The organism is Amycolatopsis sp. NPDC028719 (genome assembly GCF_055565395.1).
Genome location: NZ_JBVHUL010000015.1, coordinates 35,934 through 51,997, shown reverse-complemented (window position 1 = coordinate 51,997; position 16,064 = coordinate 35,934). Strand labels below are relative to the sequence as shown.

The 16,064-nt window shown below is 70.9% G+C and carries 16 protein-coding genes; 4 read left to right on the top strand and 12 right to left on the bottom strand.

Translation table 11 applies throughout. From position 1 onward, the window contains the following. Positions 1-6: 6 nt before the first annotated feature. Positions 7-1,716 (bottom strand): FAD-dependent oxidoreductase, encoded by a 1,710-nt coding sequence (locus ACZ4TR_RS44695; protein ID WP_465294630.1) that lies wholly within the window; start codon positions 1,714-1,716, stop codon positions 7-9. 164 nt (positions 1,717-1,880) lie between these two features. Here ACZ4TR_RS44695 and ACZ4TR_RS44690 point away from each other — a divergent pair, with 164 nt between their 5' ends. Then, positions 1,881-2,075: a DUF397 domain-containing protein gene (locus ACZ4TR_RS44690; RefSeq protein ID WP_465294628.1), complete on the top strand. Its 195-nt coding sequence runs from the start codon at positions 1,881-1,883 to the stop codon at positions 2,073-2,075. Here the strand turns inward: ACZ4TR_RS44690 and ACZ4TR_RS44685 are convergent. From ACZ4TR_RS44685 to guaB, 3 genes are all read right to left on the bottom strand, one after another. Continuing rightward, entirely contained in the window at positions 2,059-3,192 is a 1,134-nt protein-coding gene (locus ACZ4TR_RS44685; protein WP_465294626.1) for a GuaB3 family IMP dehydrogenase-related protein, read from the bottom strand. The two genes, ACZ4TR_RS44690 and ACZ4TR_RS44685, sit on opposite strands and share 17 nt — an antisense overlap. Positions 3,193-3,410: 218 nt before the next feature. Further along, on the bottom strand, positions 3,411-3,938 hold the full coding sequence (locus ACZ4TR_RS44680) for a hypothetical protein (protein WP_465294624.1): 528 nt from the start codon (positions 3,936-3,938) through the stop codon (positions 3,411-3,413). A gap of 141 nt (positions 3,939-4,079) precedes the next feature. Further along, positions 4,080-5,591 carry an IMP dehydrogenase gene (gene guaB / locus ACZ4TR_RS44675; protein ID WP_364523469.1) on the bottom strand — a complete coding sequence of 504 codons (1,512 nt, stop codon included), beginning with the start codon at positions 5,589-5,591 and terminating at the stop codon, positions 4,080-4,082. A 147-nt stretch (positions 5,592-5,738) separates the two neighbouring features. Between guaB and ACZ4TR_RS44670 the strand changes: the two genes are divergently transcribed. Next, positions 5,739-6,134: a DUF5319 domain-containing protein gene (locus ACZ4TR_RS44670; RefSeq protein ID WP_285459698.1), complete on the top strand. Its 396-nt coding sequence runs from the start codon at positions 5,739-5,741 to the stop codon at positions 6,132-6,134. A 59-nt stretch (positions 6,135-6,193) separates the two neighbouring features. Here ACZ4TR_RS44670 and ACZ4TR_RS44665 read toward each other — a convergent pair whose 3' ends face one another. The 5 genes from ACZ4TR_RS44665 to ACZ4TR_RS44645 all read right to left on the bottom strand — a co-directional run bounded on the left by ACZ4TR_RS44665 (position 6,194) and on the right by ACZ4TR_RS44645 (position 10,861). Beyond that, complete coding sequence (locus ACZ4TR_RS44665; protein ID WP_364523471.1) at positions 6,194-7,138, bottom strand: anti-sigma-D factor RsdA; 945 nt, start codon at positions 7,136-7,138, stop codon at positions 6,194-6,196. Further along, complete coding sequence (locus ACZ4TR_RS44660; protein ID WP_364523513.1) at positions 7,139-7,711, bottom strand: sigma-70 family RNA polymerase sigma factor; 573 nt, start codon at positions 7,709-7,711, stop codon at positions 7,139-7,141. It abuts the gene before it with no gap. 395 nt (positions 7,712-8,106) lie between these two features. Next, positions 8,107-8,703 (bottom strand): response regulator transcription factor, encoded by a 597-nt coding sequence (locus tag ACZ4TR_RS44655; RefSeq protein WP_003073605.1) that lies wholly within the window; start codon positions 8,701-8,703, stop codon positions 8,107-8,109. Positions 8,704-8,834: 131 nt separating this feature from the next. Next, positions 8,835-9,689 (bottom strand): hypothetical protein, encoded by an 855-nt coding sequence (locus tag ACZ4TR_RS44650; RefSeq protein ID WP_465294622.1) that lies wholly within the window; start codon positions 9,687-9,689, stop codon positions 8,835-8,837. A gap of 206 nt (positions 9,690-9,895) precedes the next feature. After that, positions 9,896-10,861, bottom strand: coding sequence for a MerR family transcriptional regulator (locus tag ACZ4TR_RS44645; RefSeq protein ID WP_465294620.1), 966 nt, complete (start codon positions 10,859-10,861; stop codon positions 9,896-9,898). Between the two features lie 191 nt (positions 10,862-11,052). Here ACZ4TR_RS44645 and ACZ4TR_RS44640 point away from each other — a divergent pair, with 191 nt between their 5' ends. Further along, on the top strand, positions 11,053-11,373 hold the full coding sequence (locus tag ACZ4TR_RS44640; protein ID WP_026468909.1) for a WhiB family transcriptional regulator: 321 nt from the start codon (positions 11,053-11,055) through the stop codon (positions 11,371-11,373). A 132-nt stretch (positions 11,374-11,505) separates the two neighbouring features. Here the strand turns inward: ACZ4TR_RS44640 and groL are convergent, their stop codons facing one another. The 3 genes from groL to ACZ4TR_RS44625 form a co-directional block, all read right to left on the bottom strand. Further along, a complete protein-coding gene (gene groL / locus ACZ4TR_RS44635; protein ID WP_364523476.1) occupies positions 11,506-13,119 on the bottom strand; it encodes a chaperonin GroEL in 1,614 nt (537 codons plus the stop codon). 98 nt (positions 13,120-13,217) lie between these two features. Continuing rightward, positions 13,218-13,511 carry a co-chaperone GroES gene (gene groES, locus ACZ4TR_RS44630; RefSeq protein ID WP_004559922.1) on the bottom strand — a complete coding sequence of 98 codons (294 nt, stop codon included), beginning with the start codon at positions 13,509-13,511 and terminating at the stop codon, positions 13,218-13,220. Between the two features lie 198 nt (positions 13,512-13,709). Continuing rightward, entirely contained in the window at positions 13,710-13,880 is a 171-nt protein-coding gene (locus ACZ4TR_RS44625) for a hypothetical protein (RefSeq protein WP_465294618.1), read from the bottom strand. A gap of 265 nt (positions 13,881-14,145) precedes the next feature. Between ACZ4TR_RS44625 and ACZ4TR_RS44620 the strand changes: the two genes are divergently transcribed. Continuing rightward, positions 14,146-16,017, top strand: a complete 1,872-nt coding sequence (locus ACZ4TR_RS44620; RefSeq protein WP_465294616.1) for an N-acetylmuramoyl-L-alanine amidase — start codon at positions 14,146-14,148, stop codon at positions 16,015-16,017. Positions 16,018-16,064 lie beyond the last annotated feature (47 nt).

The following is a 16,064-nucleotide window of genomic DNA, read 5'->3' as shown; positions in this document are numbered from 1 at the left end:
CCGAGTCTAGGACCGCCGCAGCGCCGCCGGGGCGTCCGCCGGGACCGCGGGGTTCTTCGGCGCCACCGGCTCCAGGCGGACGTACGACGCGTCCTGCGGAGGCCGCTGGTCCGCCTCGCCCTTGTTCGGCCAGAACGAGAACGCGCGCTCGGCCTGGGCGGTGATCGTCAACGACGGGTTCACGCCCAGGTTGGCCGTGATCGCCGCGCCGTCGACCACCGACAGGCCCGGGTAGCCGAACACCCGGTGGTACGGGTCGATCACACCCTCCTCGGCGGACGCGCCGATGGGGACGCCGCCGATGAAGTGCGCGGTCAGCGGGATGTCGAAGATCTCGCCCCACGTGCCGCCCGCGATGCCGCCGATGCGCTCGGCCGTGCGCTGGTTGGCCTCGTGCCCGGCCGGGATGAAGCTCGGGTTCGGCTCGCCGTGCCCCTGCTTCGACGTGTATTTGCGGCGCCCGAAAAGACCGCGCCGCGTGTACGTCGTGATCGAGTTGTCCAGGCTCTGCATCACCAGCAGGATCACCGTGCGCTCGCTCCAGCGGTAGCCGTTGAGCATCCGCGCCGACTGGACCGGGTGCTTCAGCAGGAACCGCACCAGCTGCTGCCAGCGCGGCACCGGGGACGCGCCGTCGGTCGCGATCGTCTGCAGCAGGCTCATCGCGTTGCTGCCCTTGCCGTAGCGCACCGGCTCGATGTGGGTGTTCTCGTCCGGGTGGATCGACGACGTGATCGCGACCCCGCGGCTGAAGTTCCGGCTTTCGTCGACCTCGGTGCGGGCCGCGCCGATGATCGCCTCGGAGTTCGTCCGGGTCAGCTCCCCCAGCCGCCGCGACAGCTTGGGCAGCGCGCCCGTGTCCTTCATCTTGTGCAGCAGGTTCTGCGTGCCCCAGGTGCCGGCGGCGAAGACGACCTTCTCGGCCGTGATCGTCGTCCGGAAGCGCTTGGCCGTCGTCCCGGTCTTCTTCAGATCGATCTCGTAGCCGCCGCCGACCGGGCGCACGGACGTCACCGTCGTCAGCGGGATGACCTTCGCGCCGTCCTGCTCCGCGAGGTAGAGGTAGTTCTTGACCAGCGTGTTCTTCGCGCCGACGCGGCAGCCGGTCATGCAGGAGCCGCACTCGGTGCAGCCGGTGCGCGCGGGCCCGGCACCCCCGAAGTACGGGTCCTTCGCCCGCTCCCCCGGCTTGCCGAAGTAGACGCCGACGGGTGTCGCGTGGAAGGAATCGGCGACGCCCATGTCCTTCGCGACGTCGCGCATCACGACGTCCGACGGGGTGATCGTCGGGTTGGTGACCACGCCGAGCATGCGGCTGGCCTGGTCGTAGTGCGGCGCCAACTCGGACTCCCAGTCCGTGATGTGCGACCACTGCCGATCCGCGTAGAACGGCTTCAGCGGCCGGTACAGCGTGTTCGCGTAGACGAGCGACCCGCCGCCGACCCCGGCGCCGGCCAGCACCATGACGTCGTTGAGCATGTGGATGCGCTGGATCCCGTAGCAGCCGACCTGCGGTGCCCACAGGTAGCGCTTGAGATCCCACGACGTCTTCGCGAACTCGTCGTCGGCGAACCTCCGGCCCGCCTCGACGACGGCTACCCGGTAGCCCTTCTCGGTGAGCCGCAGCGCCGCGACGCTGCCGCCGAACCCCGACCCCACCACGACGACGTCGTAGTCGGGGCCACCCGCACTGGTGGTGGTGTTACTGGCAGTCACACCTTGAGCGTAACCCGGGGTGCTCTTCCTGACCAGAGGTAAGTTACTGACGAGTCACCCGTTTTGGCGCATCCATCGTGATGTTTGTGGGTAATTATCAAAGTGCTCGATGTCCACGAACGGCGAGACCCGCCGGCGGGACACGATTTCCGGGAGGGACCACGATGATCCCCCAGCAGCTCACCGGTTGGCGCAAGTCGAGCCACAGCCACTTCGAAGAGAACGCCTGCGTGGAGATCGGTTCCGCGCCGGGCGCCGTCGGGGTGCGGGACACCAAACAGCCGGCGCCCCGCCCGATCCTCGTCTACTCCGAAGAGGCCTTCGCCGCGTTCCTCGCCCACGTCACCGGCGGACGGTGAGCCCCACCCGCTGGAACTCCTTGAGGTCCGAGTAACCCGTCTTCGCCATCGCACGACGCAGCGCCCCGAAGAGGTTCACCACGCCTTCCGCGTCGGACGACGGCCCGAACAGCAGGGTCTTGAGGTCGACGGCGCAGTCCGGCCCGGCCGCCACGCGCGAGCGCGGCAGCGACGGGTGCGCGGCCGCCGCCGTCCAGTAGAGGCCCTGCCCGGGCGCGTCCGACGCGGCGGCCAGTGGTGAGCCCAGCATCACGGCGTCCGCACCGCACGCGATGGCCTTCGCGATGTCGCCGGAGACCGTCATGCCGCCGTCCGCCAGGACGTGCACGTAGCGGCCGCCGGTCTCGTCGAGGTAGTCGCGGCGGGCGGCCGCGGCGTCGATGATGGCCGTGGCCATCGGGACGCCGATGCCGAGGACGCGGTCGGTGCTCGTCACGCCCGGGGTGTAGCCGTGGCCGACGATGACGCCGGCGGCGCCGGTGCGCATGAGGTGCATCGCCGTGCGGTAGTCGCTGACGCCGCCGGCGATCACCGGCACGTCGAGGCGGCCGATGAAGTCCTTGAGGTTCAGCGGCTCGGCCTCGCGCACCACGTGCTCGGCGGAGATGATCGTGCCCTGCACGACGAGGATCTCGACACCGGCCGCGATCAGGTCCGGGGTCAGCTCGGCGGCGTGCTGCGGGCTGACGCGCGCGGCGACCGTGACGCCGGACTCGCGGACGGTCTTGATCGCCTCGGTCAGCAGGTCGAGCCGGATCGGCGCGGCGTGCAGCTCCTGCAGCACGCGGCCGACCGCGGTCGGGTCTTCGAGGTCCTCGGCCGCGCGGACCAGCTGGAAGATGGCGTCCTCGACGTTCGCGTGCCGCGCCCAGAGACCTTCGGCGTTGAGCACGCCCAGGCCGCCCAGCTCGCCGACGGCGACCGCGGTGCCGGGCGAGACGATCGCGTCCGTCGGGTGCGTGACGAGCGGCAGGTCGAAGCGGTAGGCATCGATCTGCCAGGAGGTGGACACCACCGAAGACGACCGGGTCCGCCGCGACGGCACGATCTCGACGTCGTCGAGGTCATAAGCCCGCCGCGCGGTGCGGCCCATCCCGATCTCGACCAGGTCCCGCACGTGAAGCCTCCTCCGACGACGACAATCTGCCGTGCCCCATTGTCGCTAGTCCGCGTGGGTGACTCGCGCACGGGGGTTGGAACAGCGGCAGTACCGGCAGGACACCCCTCTCGAAGCGCTCGCCGGACGCCGTGCGGAGGACGAGGTCGTCCCGTGGCCGGTCGACTTGTCCACGTGCCGGCCCCGCGTCTCGACAGGGCTTCTTCCCGCCCGGTCGGCTACACCCGCACGAACACGGCGACCGGCGCGAGCAGTGCCCCCAGCGCCAGGGCCAGCCAGGTCGCCACCGGTGGATAGACGTTCAGCCGGACCGCGCCGAAGTAGATCGTGCCCAGGGCGAGCAGGGCCGCGCAGATCAGCAGCACCGGCCGCACCACGCCCGGGCGCAGGTCGATGACGCCACCGCCCGCGCGGAGGTAGGCGATGCTGCCGTCCGCCGTCGAGACGTCGAGCGCGACCGGCTGCCCGGCGGGCAGGTCGAGGTCGGGCCCGACGGCCGTGACGCGGTAAAGGCGGTTCCCGGCGTCGACCGCGATGGTGTGGCTGACCGCGTCTTCGTCGCCGCCGACGGGGAGCGCTCCCTGCTCGTGGGACACGATGTGCCCGTCGACGCGGAAGGTGGGCGCGTCGCGGCCGGCCAGCACCTGGCACATCAGGCAGACGATCCCGCCGAGGAACAGCGACACGAGTGCGACGGCCGTGAAGAACACCGTGCGCAGCACGCGCGTGAAGCGGCTGATCGTCATGCCGTTCAGTGCACACCACGACGGCCACGCAAGGCGATAGGCCGATTACCGTAAGCACTGTGGGTCACGGTGACTCAGCGGGAAACCCGCACTTCGGACCGGTCCGAGGTGCGGGTTCCACTGCTTCCGGTAGTCGGCGACTTACCTCGTCGTGTAGTTGGGGGCCTCGACGGTCATCGTGATGTCGTGCGGGTGGCTCTCCTTGAGGCCGGCCGCGGTGATCCGGACCAGCTGGGCCTCCTGCAGCTCGGCGATCGTGTTCGCGCCCGCGTAGCCCATGCCCGAGCGCAGGCCGCCGACGAGCTGGTGCACGACGTTGGCCAGCGGCCCGCGGAACGGGATGCGGCCTTCGATGCCTTCGGGGACCAGCTTGTCCTCGCTCAGCACGTCGTCCTGGGCGTAGCGGTCCTTGGAGTACGACTTCGCCTGGCCACGCGACTGCATCGCGCCGAGCGAGCCCATGCCGCGGTAGACCTTGAACTGCTTGCCGTTGACCAGGATCAGGTCACCGGGCGACTCGGCGGTGCCGGCCAGCAGGCTGCCCAGCATCACCGTCGACGCGCCGGACGCGATCGCCTTCGCGATGTCGCCGGAGTACTGGATGCCGCCGTCGCCGATCACCGGGACGCCCGCCGGGCGGCACGCCTGGTCGGCCTCGTAGATCGCGGAGATCTGCGGGACGCCGACGCCCGCCACGATCCGGGTGGTGCAGATGGAGCCCGGGCCGACGCCGACCTTGACGCCGTCCGCGCCCGCGTCGACCAGCGCCTGCGCGCCCGCCCGGGTCGCGACGTTGCCGCCGACGATGTCGACCGCGTCGCCCAGCTCCTTCTTCAGCAGCGAGACGGTGTCGACGACCGCGCGGGAGTGCCCGTGCGCCGTGTCGACCATCAGGACGTCGACGCCCGCGTCGGCCAGCGCCATCGCGCGCTTGTGGCCGTCCGGGCCGACGCCGACCGCGGCGCCGACGATCAGGCGGCCGTCCGGGTCCTTCGTCGCCTTCGGGTACTGCTCGGTCTTCACGAAGTCCTTGACCGTGATCAGCCCGCGCAGCTTGCCCGCGCCGTCGACGATCGGCAGCTTCTCGATCTTGTGCCGGCGCAGCAGGCCGAGTGCGGCGTCCGCGGACACGCCGACCTGGGCGGTGACCAACGGCGCCTTCGTCATGACCTCGGACACCGGGCGGCTGTGGTCGACCTCGAACCGCATGTCGCGGTTGGTGATGATGCCCACCAGCGTGCCGGACGCGTCGGCCACCGGGACCCCGGAGATGCGGAACTTCGCGCACAGCGCGTCGACCTCGGCCAGCGTCGCGTCGGGCGAGCAGGTGACCGGGTCGGTGACCATGCCCGCCTCGGACCGCTTCACGACCTCGACGGCGGCGGCCTGCTCGTCGATCGGCAGGTTGCGCTGGAGCACGCCGATGCCGCCCTGGCGGGCCATGGCAATGGCCATCCGCGCCTCGGTGACGGTGTCCATCGCGGCGGAGACCAGCGGGATGCCGAGGGTGATGTTCCGGGTCAGCCGCGTGCCGGTGTCCACCGCGCTGGGCACGACGTCCGATTCCGCCGGCAGCAGCAGCACGTCGTCGAAGGTCAGGCCGAGCATGGCGAACTTGGCCGGCATGGGGGCGGTGATGCCGTCGCTGGTCATAGCGGGTGAAGGGCCTTCCTGGCGCGGGATGAGCGGGGTCGCTGCGTCTGATCAAGATCAACTGGCGACTCGGAGCCTTCCCCTCATGATATCCGCCGCGTGGGCCCGGCCCGGGCGGTGGGCGAGCCGCGGGGGCCGCCCGGTACCGTGCAGGCCGTGGCGCATGATGTCCTGCCTCCAGACCCGTTCGCGGACGATCCGGACGACCCGGCCCGGGCGTTCCTCGTCGACGAGGACCGGCTGGACGAGCCGATCAGCGACCAGGAACGCACGGAGCTGCTGGCCGACCTCTCCGATCTGGCCGTCTACCAGGCACTCCTCGAGCCTCGCGGGGTGCGCGGGATCGTCGTCGACTGCGGTGAGTGCGACGAACCGCACTACCACGACTGGCACCTCCTGCGGGCCAGCCTGGAGCAGCTGCTGGCCGACGGGCGCATGCGCCCGCACGAGCCGGCCTACGACCCGAACCCCGGCGACTACGTGAGCTGGGACTACTGCCGCGGCTTCGCCGACGGCGTGACGGCCAACGAAAGCGCCTACTGAACCTGCGAAAAGGCCCTGGTGAGCTTGCTCACCAGGGCCTTTTCGTGTGTTGAGGTCTTCTACTGGCCTTCGCCGACGCTCTGCCCGCCGACGGAGGACTCGCTGCGGCCCGTGTTCGTGCCGGGGTCGTTGCCGCTCGCGGCCGTGCTGCTCGGCGGCGGCTCGGTGGTCGGCGGCGGCGGTTCGGTGGTCGGCGGCGGGGGCGTCGGGGTCGGCGTCCCGGTGCCCGGCAGGCTGGTGGTGCCGCTGCCGCTGCCCGGGATGGACGTCGCCGAGCCGCCGGCCGGCGGCACCTGCGTCGACGAGGCTCCGCCGGGCGGGACCTGCGGCGAGCTGGTCTGGATCGGGCCCTGGACCGGCGCGTCCGGGTGCTGGAGCTGCGCGGCGAGCTGCCGGTGCTGTTCCATCAGCTGGTCGCGGTTGTCTTCGTCGCTGACCTGCGACAGCGCGGCCTGGGCGGCGTCGAGGGCTTCGCGGGCGGCGTCGAGGTTGCCGCCGGCGATGGCCAGGTTCGCCTTCTCGAGGTCGAGCTTCGCGTTCGCGGCGGCCTCGACCGAGCGGGTGTGATCGGAGTACAGGACCTTCGCCAGGCCCCACAGGGTGTCGCCGGGTTGCGCGGAGCGCGCGGCCAGCCCGGTGCCGGTGAACGCGATCGCCAGCACGGCGGCGGCGACGGCGACCGGGACGAGCAGCCTGCGGCGGCGTCCGCTCGAAGCGTGCCGCTTCGCGAGACTCGCGGTGGCGACGGTCCGCACGGCGGTGTCGACGTCGACCAGTTCGGCCAGGGGCTCACTGTCGATGTCTCTTCGCCACGCCACCAGCAACGCGTTGAGCTCCTGGTCGCCGAGACCGTCGGCGAGCGCCGGGTCGGACCCGCCGAGCGCGTCGAGCAGCGCGTCGTCCGCTTGGACCGCCGACAGATCGGCGGCGAACTCCGCCTCGGACGACGACAAGCCATTGCCGAACACGTCTTCGGGCTCGTAGCCCTTCTCGTGACCGGTCACTCAGATCACCTCCTCCGCGGCCAGGACCTTTCTCAGCCGCGCGAGGGCGCGGTGCTGGGCGACGCGGACGGCACCGGGGGTCGAGCCCACGGCGTCCGCGGTCTCCTCCGCCGACAGGCCGACGACCACGCGCAACACCACGATCTCCCGCTGCTTGTCCGGCAGCACCTTCAACAACTGGGACATCCGCTCGTTCAGCTCACCTTGCAGCGCCCGCTGCTCGGGACCGACCCCGACTTCGATCTCGTCGGGGATTTCGGCCACCGGCTCGGCACGGTTCCGTGCCGCCGCGCGGTGCGCGTCGGCCACCTTGTGCTGGGCGATCCCGTAGACGAAGGCCAGGAACGGACGGCCTTGGTCGCGGTACGAGGGCAATGCCGTTAGCACCGCGAGACACACCTCCTGCGCAACGTCGTCCGCCGAAGCGAAGGATCGCTCCTGCCTGCCAACCCGGGCGCGGCAATACCGCACTACCAGTGGACGGATAGCAGCCAGCAACCGCTCCACTGCCTGGGGATCTCCCTCGACAGCAGCGGCGACCGGTTCATCCAGTCCATCCCCCACATTGGCCATCGCAGACAACAGTCCCAGTGTTACGCGTAGGTGTGCAAAGAACCCGGCCCGTGGTCGCCTCCGCCTCGAACCGGTGACCGCTACCGTACCTTCGGCCCGCCGCAGACCGGCGCGCGCGGTGCTCCCCGGCGCGCCGCACCGCCTGGAGGCGCGGAAATACGGATCATCGTGCGAACCCGCGGTCGATGTCGCCGGCTCAACGAACGAGCCGCGTCACGGGTTACGAATTCCGTCGGAGGGACGGGTGCCGGGACGGGATTTCGTCCCGGGGACTGCCCGAGTGGGCGCCGGAGTGTGATGGGGACCACACAGATACGGGCCAGGGCGGTGCGCCCTGGCCCGTCGTCACCTGTATTCCGGCCGTGTCAGGATCGGGGAGAAGCCGCGAGAACGGGTCAGCTGACCAGGCCGCGACGGAAGCCGTGCGCCACGGCCTGCGCGCGGTCGCGCACGCCGAGCTTGCGGAACAGCCGCCGGGCGTGGGTTTTGACCGTGTCCTCGGACAGGTAGAGCTCGCGGCCGATCTGGCCGTTGCTCTTGCCCTGGCTCATCCCGCGGAGCACCTGAAGCTCGCGCTCGGTCAGCTGGACGCCCGGGTCGGACGGCTGACGGGGCGCGGGCACCGAGGTGCTCGCCAGGGTGTGGGCCAGTGCGGCGACCAGCTCCGGCCGGGACGCGTCCCAGCGGAGGTAGCCACGGGCACCGCCGGCGATCGCGGCGGCGATGCTGCCCGCGTCGTCGGGGGCACCGAAGACGATGACGTTCGCCTGGGGGTTCGCGGAGACGAGCCGTCGAGTGGCTTCGACACCTGTCGGAACCGCGCGTTGCGTTCCGACCAGCACGACGTCGACGGGCTGACGGGAGTACCGGGCCAGCAGCTCGTCACCGTGCGCTACGCAGTCGATGCGACTGACCCCAGGGACCGCGGACATCACTCGGGTGAGCCCTTCACGGACACTGCGTCGGTCGTCGCAGATCAAGACCGTCGTCACGGGGTTTCCTTCCTGCAGCCGGGTGACATTCCACTTCCCCTATCGGACGCTTTAGCCCGAACCTTGACACGATCCGGTGGCTTTTTTTGAAGTTTCTTAGCCCGGATGCCGGAACACCCCATTCCGACGGCTCAACCACCCCGGGCGGGGACCCATGGTGATTCGCTCGCGATCCTCCTCCCGCAAGGATCTGCGCTTCGTAACACTGCGTGCAACACCTCTGCCACTCTGAATCGATACTCCTCGGCGTGTCCTGGGCGCAGGTCGGCCATGACGAGGGCGGCCGGCCACAAAAGTGAAAGCAGTTCGCATTCCTCGGCGGCCGCCATTGCCTTTCCGACAAGACCGTCCGAAATGTTCTGGTGATCGGGAGCCCCGGCGGCCCGCAGGGCCACGGCCAGCACAATCCCGGATTTCACCGCGTGCCGCCGCGCACCGCGGGCCTGAGCGGTTTCGAAAGCGCGCTCGGCGTGCGGCACGGCGGCGGCGCCCTGACCTGCGGCGAGCTCGATCTCGGCGCCGACCCAGCCCCCGCGGACCCGGGCCCGCCACCCGGCGTCTTCGGCCGTTGCACGCTCGGCGAGCCTCCGCGCGGCCCGGAGCCGCCCGAGGGCGAGGTTGTCGGCGGCCAGGCCGAGGAGGGCATCGGCTCGGGCGCCGGCCGCGTCGAGGCCGTCGGGGTCCGGGTCGCTTCGGAGGCCGGCGGCTTTCGCGAAGGCCTCGCCGTCGAGGGCGCGGGCCTGCCGGTGGCCGCCCAGCTGCCGCCGGTGCGCGGCGAGGGTGCTGGCGGCGAGGGAGGCGAGGAGGGGGTCTCTGTCCCGCCTGAGGACGTCCAGGAGAGCCGCGGCGGCGGCGTAGCGGCCCTGGGCGCCGAGCACGATCGCGGCCAGCAGCCGCGCCCTGGGGGTACCGGCACCGCGCGTGACGGCGGGATCGGGCAGCGGATGGCTCCCGAAGGCGGCGGCGCGGAGGACGGGTTCGTGCACCCGTCCTTTCTAGCGGTTACCACCGACAAGATCAGGATCTTGGCCGAAGTGGGCCTCACGGCGGGCCGGGTCGGCGGGCCGGGCCCAGGTGGCGCGGTGTCTTGAATGACTCATTCACCTCGTCCGACGACATGAATGAGTCATTCAAGACGTTCGGGCCGCAGCCGGCCGCGCGAGCCGGCGCGCCACCCCGAGGCCGGAAGGAGTCATTCGCGACGTTCGTCCGCAGGTGCCCGCCCGCCGACCAGGACGTGCTCGATCCTGTCCGCCGCTCCCGGCAAGTCGGTCAGCAGCTCCACCTTGTCCGGCAGCCCCGCCGGATCCCATCCCGGACCGCACGCGAACAGCCTGCTTCGCTGCCTCCCCCGCGACACCCGCGCGAACAGGCGCGTGTCCGCCACCCCGCGCCGGTGCGCCCACAGCACCACCGCCGCCGGGGCGCTGCGGCGGACCGCCACCGCCAGCACCTCCGCCGGCAGCGGTACCCCGAACAGCTGGGCGCCGATGCCGCGGCCGGCCAGCGAAGCCGCCAGTGCGTACATCGGCATCGAGTCGCGCTCCTCCGGGACGCAGCCCAGCAGCACCGGGCGCGTGTTGCGCGGCTCGTCGAGCACCGGCGTCGCGCGGACCAGCGCCGCGAACACGCACTCCGCCAGCAGGTACTCGACCTCCGCACCCGCGCTCGCGCCGCGCCAGCGGGCCCCCAGTGCCGACAGCACCGGCTCGATCACGCCCGTCCACGCCGGGAGGACGCCGAGGTCGGTGATCGTGTCCGCGAGCATGCGCTGGACCGCGCCGACGTCCATCGCGAGCGCCGCCGTGCTCAGGCGGCGGGCCAGGCGGGACCGGACCTCGAGGCCGTCGTCGGCACCGGAGACCTCCGGGGGTTCGCCGGGTTCCTCCGGCTGGGGCGGGCCGGACCGCGGCATCTGCTCGAGGGCGTAGCGCGCGGCCTCGGCCGTCGACGCGCCGCTCAGCAACGCCCGCTGCATCAGTTCGAGCCGGCCGATGTCGGAGCTGCCGTAGCGGCGGTGCCGGCCGTCGGTGTGCCGGCTGGGGCCGAGCCCGTAGCGGCGGTCCCACGTTCGGAGGGTGGACGGGGCGACCCCGAGCCGGCGTGCGACCGATGCCACCGGCAGGGTGGGTTCTTCGGTACCCGACCCAGCTCCCACGAGCCTCAATATCCAGGCACCCAGCGCAGTCGGCAACCGGAGGCGAAACCCCTGCTCACACATCCGGGGGATGCCTAACGGCTGAATCGAGCCGGATCGCTTGAACAACTATTGGCGCGCTTCTAACGTTACCGCCGTTGCACCGAATGGAGTATCGGCACCACAGCAGAGCAGCTAGCGGCATCGACCGAATGACGGAGGCGGTCAGGATGGCAGACACGCGCAGGCTCCCAGGACCCAACGCCGACATGTGGGACTGGCAGCTCGAAGGGTCGTGCCGGGGGATGGACAGCGCGTCCTTCTTTCACCCGGACGGCGAGCGCGGCCCGGCGCGGGCACGGCGGGAGGCCAGGGCGAAGGCGGTCTGCCTGAGCTGCCCCGTCCTGGAGATGTGCCGCAGCCACGCGTTGGCGGTGCACGAGCCCTACGGCATCTGGGGCGGGCTCTCGGAGTCCGAACGCGAGCACCTCATCAAGTCCGACAAACGCGCGCTCAGCATGTCCGGCGGCTGAGCGCCCCACAGACAACGGAGGGCGGCACCGGGTGGGGTGCCGCCCTCCGTGCTGTCCGGAGCCGCCCGGGTCGGGGCCCCAACGCGAAGCGGGGCGGCACTCCCGAGGAGTACCGCCCCGCTTCCGTCGGAATCAGTGCGAGTGGCCGTGGCCCGCCGCGGCGGGCTCTTCCTCGGCCGGCTTCTCGACGATCGACGACTCCGTCGTCAGCACGAGACGCGCGATCGAGGCGGCGTTCGCCACCGCGGACCGGGTCACCTTGACCGGGTCGACGATGCCGGCGGCCAGCAGGTCGGTCAGCTCGCCGGTGGCGGCGTTGAAGCCGTGCCCCCAGCTCTGCTCGCGCACCTTGTTGACGATGACCGCGCCCTCGTGGCCCGCGTTGGTCGCGATCCAGAACAGCGGGGCGGACAGCGCGTCCTTCACGATGCGCACGCCGGTGGCCTCGTCGCCTTCGAGGCCGAGGCCGCCCTCGAGCTCCTTGACCGCGTGCACCAGCGCCGAACCACCGCCGGGCAGGATGCCCTCCTCGACGGCCGCCTTGGTCGCCGCCACGGCGTCCTCGATGCGGTGCTTGCGCTCGTTCAGCTCGGTCTCGGTGGCCGCGCCGACCTTGATCACCGCGACACCGCCGCCCAGCTTGGCGAGCCGCTCCTGCAGCTTCTCGCGGTCCCAGTCGGAGTCGGTGCTCTCGATCTCCTTGCGGATCTGGGCGATCCGCGCTTGGGTGGCGTCCTTGGTGCCGGCGCCGTCCACGATGGTGGTGTCGTCCTTGGTGACGACGATGCGCCGCGCACTGCCGAGCGAGCCGAGGTCCGCGTCGGCCAGCTTCATGCCGATCTCGGTGGAGATGACCTCGCCGCCGGTGACGACCGCGAGGTCGTCCAGGAACGCCTTGCGGCGGTCGCCGAAGAACGGCGCCTTGACCGCGACGGCGGTGATCGTCTTGCGCAGCGAGTTCACCACGAGGGTGGACAGCGCTTCGCCGTCGACGTCCTCGGCGATGATGAGGAGCGGCTTCTTGGCCTCGACGACCTTCTCGAGCACCGGCAGCAGCTCGGCCAGCGACGAGACCTTCTCGCGGACGAGCAGGATGTAGGCGTCCTCGAGGATCGCCTTCTGCTCCTCCGGGTTGGTCGCGAAGTGCGCCGAGAGGAAGCCCTTGTCGAACTGGACGCCCTCGGTGATCACCAGCTCGGTCGCCAGGGTCGACGACTCCTCGATGGTGATGACGCCGTCCTCGCCGACCTTCTCGACGGCTTCGCCGAGCAGGGCGCCGATGTTGGCGTCGCGGGACGTGACGGTGCCGACCTGGGCGATGTTCTCGCGGCCCTTGACCGGGGTGGCCTTGGCCTTGAGGACCTCGATGACCTTCTCCGCGGCGGCCTCGATGCCACGGCCGATCGAGGTCGGGTTGGCGCCGGCCGCGACGTTGCGCAGGCCGACCTTCACCAGCGACTGCGCGAGCACGGTCGCGGTCGTGGTGCCGTCGCCGGCGACGTCGTTGGTCTTGGTGGCGACGCTCTTGGCGAGCTGCGCGCCGAGGTTCTCGAACGGGTCGTCGAGCTCGATCTCACGGGCGACGGTCACGCCGTCGAGGGTGATGGTCGGGCCGCCGAACTTCTTGTCGAGCACGACGTGGCGACCGCGCGGGCCGAGGGTCACCTTGACGGCGTCGGCGAGCTTGTTCACCCCGCGCTCGAGCGCGCGACGAGCGTCCTCGTCGAAACTGATCTGCTTGGGCATAGCGTGTTCCGCTTACCTTTCGGTGGGTCCAGAACGCACGAACGCCCCGCTCCCCGGCATTGTGCGGGGCCCGGGGCGTCATGCGCTGCGAGCGGACGTCAGTTGATGACGGCCAGCACGTCGCGGGCGGACAGGATGAGGTAGTCCTCACCGTTGTACTTGACCTCGGTGCCGCCGTACTTGGAGTAGATGACGACGTCGCCGACGTTCACGTCCAGCGGGACGCGGTTGCCCTTGTCGTCGATCCGGCCCGGGCCCACGGCCAGAACCTTGCCCTCCTGGGGCTTCTCCTTGGCGGTGTCGGGGATGACGAGGCCGGAAGCGGTCGTCTCCTCGGCCTCGCTCGTCTGGACAACGATCTTGTCCTCGAGCGGCTTGATGTTCACGCTCACCGGGTTGACCTCCACGGTCGTCGAAAGCGTTGGCAGGATGTGGTTACGGCTCTACCACCCCCGCCGTCGCGGGTGCCGGGGCTGTCGGGCCGTGCGATTAGCACTCTAGCCACGTGAGTGCCAGTCGTGCAAGGAGGGTGCACCTGCCGGGCGACATTGCGCCTGACCGGCCTCTTTGCCGTGCGGGTACCGGCATCGTCACCACGGCCGGCTCGCCGGCCTTCGCATGCCCCACCGGTCCAGCCAGGTCTGCAGGTCGAGCTCCGGAACGATCTCCTCGATCTCGATCAGCCCGAGGCGCGCCGCGGGCCGGAGGTGTTCGTGCCGGTCCGCCGGCGAAGCGGCCGGTTCGGCCGCCGCGGCGGGCACCGAGACGGCCTTCGCGACCGGCCAAGGTGCCGAGTCTCGCTTCGTAGCGGCGCTTGAGGCGGTAGGTGACGAGCGAACCGACCGCGGCGGACAGCAGAGTCGACCCCAGCAGTGCCGTGATGATCGTCACCCGGATCGGCATGGCAGCACCTTGGGGAGCGAGCGGCCCGGGCGTCCGGCGTTTCGGGGAACCGGCGGCGACCCTTACCGCGGCCGTGAGTTTCTGGTTAGGTTCTCACGTCTGGCACCTGAACCCTGGGGGTTTATGCCCATGTCCGCCCGTTCCCTCCCGAGAGCCGCGGCGCTCCTCGCCGCCGTCACGCTCCTCACCGGCCTCGCCACTCCCGCCCAGGCCGACACCACCAGTCAGCGGCAACGCGACTTCGCCGCCGCCGCGGCCGAGTTCGGGGTTCCGCAGGACGTCCTGCTCGGCGTCTCCTTCCTGGAGTCGCGGTGGGACTTCAACGGCGGGACGCCCAGCACGTCCGCCGGCTACGGCCCGATGCACCTCACCGACCTGCGTGAGGCCGGCGTCGCCTCCTCCCACCACGACGAAGGCACCGAAGACCCGCGCGGTGACGACGCTCGCCCGGCACTGCACCCGAAGGCCGGGCCCGCGACGCCGCCGCAGGGGCTGCAGACCATCGACGAGGCCGCGCAGCTCATCGGGCAAAAAACCGAGGCCCTCCGCACCGACGCCACCCAGAACATCCGGGGCGGGGCCGCGCTGCTCGCGAAGTACCACGCCGGCCAGACCGGCTGGTACGACGCCGTCGCGCGGTACAGCGGGTCCACCGGGGATGCCGCGCGGACCTTCGCCGACGAGGTCTTCGACACCATCAAGACCGGCGTCGCCCGGACCACCGACGACGGCCAGCAGGTCAGCCTGGCCGCGTCGCCCGAGCCGAAGACCCCGCAGCACGCCGGGAACCCGGCGAACGTCGAGTGCCCACGGACCGTCACCTGCGAGTCCGTTCCCGCTCCCTACCAGGAGCTGCCGAACGACGACTACGGCAACCACGACCTGGCCAACCGGCCGGTCAGCCAGAAGATCGACCACATCGTCATCCACGACACCGAGGGCTACTGGGACAACGTCCTCGAGATGGCCCAGGACCCGACGTACGTGAGCTGGCACTACACCATCCGCTCCAACGACGGCCTGATCGCGCAGCACGTGCCGACCAAGGACGTCGCCTGGCACGCCGGCAACTGGTACGTCAACGCGAAGTCCATCGGCATCGAGCACGAGGGCTTCGCCGCGAAGGGCACCTGGTACACCGAAGCGATGTACCGCTCGAGCGCGAAGCTCGTCGGCTACCTCGCGCACAAGTACGGCATCCCGCTCGACCGGGCCCACATCATCGGCCACGACAACGTGCCGGGCACGGTCCCGTCGACCATCGCGGGCATGCACTGGGACCCGGGCCCCTACTGGGACTGGTCGCACTACTTCGACCTGCTGGGCGCGCCGCTCGGCGGGTTCGGCCTGCCCGGCTCGTCGCTGGTCACCATCGACCCGGACTTCGCGAAGAACCAGCCGATCTTCACCGGCTGCGACACCGCCGGAACCCCTTGCCCCGCACGGGGTTCCGAGGCCGTCGTGCTGCACTCGGAGCCGAACGACGCCTCGCCGCTGCTGAAGGACGCCGGCCTGCACACGGACGGCTCGCCGTCCACGATGGCCGTCTCCGACGTCGGCAGCCGGGCCGCGACCGGGCAGCAGTACGCCGTCGCCGAAGTCCGCGGTGACTGGACGGCGATCTGGTACCTCGGGCAGAAGGGCTGGTTCTCCAACCCGCGCAACGCCCGCGTCGCGAAGCCCGCCGTCGGCTGGGTCGTGACGCCGAAGCCCGGCCTCGCGACGGTGCCGGTGTACGGCCGCGCCTACCCCGAGCCCGAGGCCTACCCGGCGAACGTCACGGTGCAGGCCATCACGCCGCTGCCGTACACGCTGTCCGCCGGGCAGAAGTACTCCTCGGCCGGGACGGTCGGTTCGGAGTACTACTCGGCGACCACGTTCGACCCGGCCGACCACGTGGTCGTGAAGGGCAAGCTGAAGTACGTCCAGATCCAGTTCGGGCACCGGATCGCGTTCGTCAAGGCGGACGACGTCCGGATCCAGCCCGCGTTCTGACCGAAGCCGTGAAGGCCTCCTTACCGGCCCTAGTGGCCGGGAAGGAG

What these genes read in the sequence shown, in the direction of transcription:
- ACZ4TR_RS44660 (WP_364523513.1), bottom strand. Translation starts at nt 7,711, where the DNA reads ATGGCCAATGTGGGGGATGGACTGGATGAACCGGTCGCCGCTGCTGTC.
- guaB (WP_364523469.1), bottom strand. Translation starts at nt 5,591, where the DNA reads ATGACCAGCGACGGCATCACCGCCCCCATGCCGGCCAAGTTCGCCATG.
- ACZ4TR_RS44680 (WP_465294624.1), bottom strand. Translation starts at nt 3,938, where the DNA reads ATGACGATCAGCCGCTTCACGCGCGTGCTGCGCACGGTGTTCTTCACG.
- ACZ4TR_RS44620 (WP_465294616.1), top strand. Translation starts at nt 14,146, where the DNA reads ATGCCCATGTCCGCCCGTTCCCTCCCGAGAGCCGCGGCGCTCCTCGCC.
- ACZ4TR_RS44690 (WP_465294628.1), top strand. Translation starts at nt 1,881, where the DNA reads ATGATCCCCCAGCAGCTCACCGGTTGGCGCAAGTCGAGCCACAGCCAC.
- groL (WP_364523476.1), bottom strand. Translation starts at nt 13,119, where the DNA reads ATGCCCAAGCAGATCAGTTTCGACGAGGACGCTCGTCGCGCGCTCGAG.
- ACZ4TR_RS44640 (WP_026468909.1), top strand. Translation starts at nt 11,053, where the DNA reads ATGACGGAGGCGGTCAGGATGGCAGACACGCGCAGGCTCCCAGGACCC.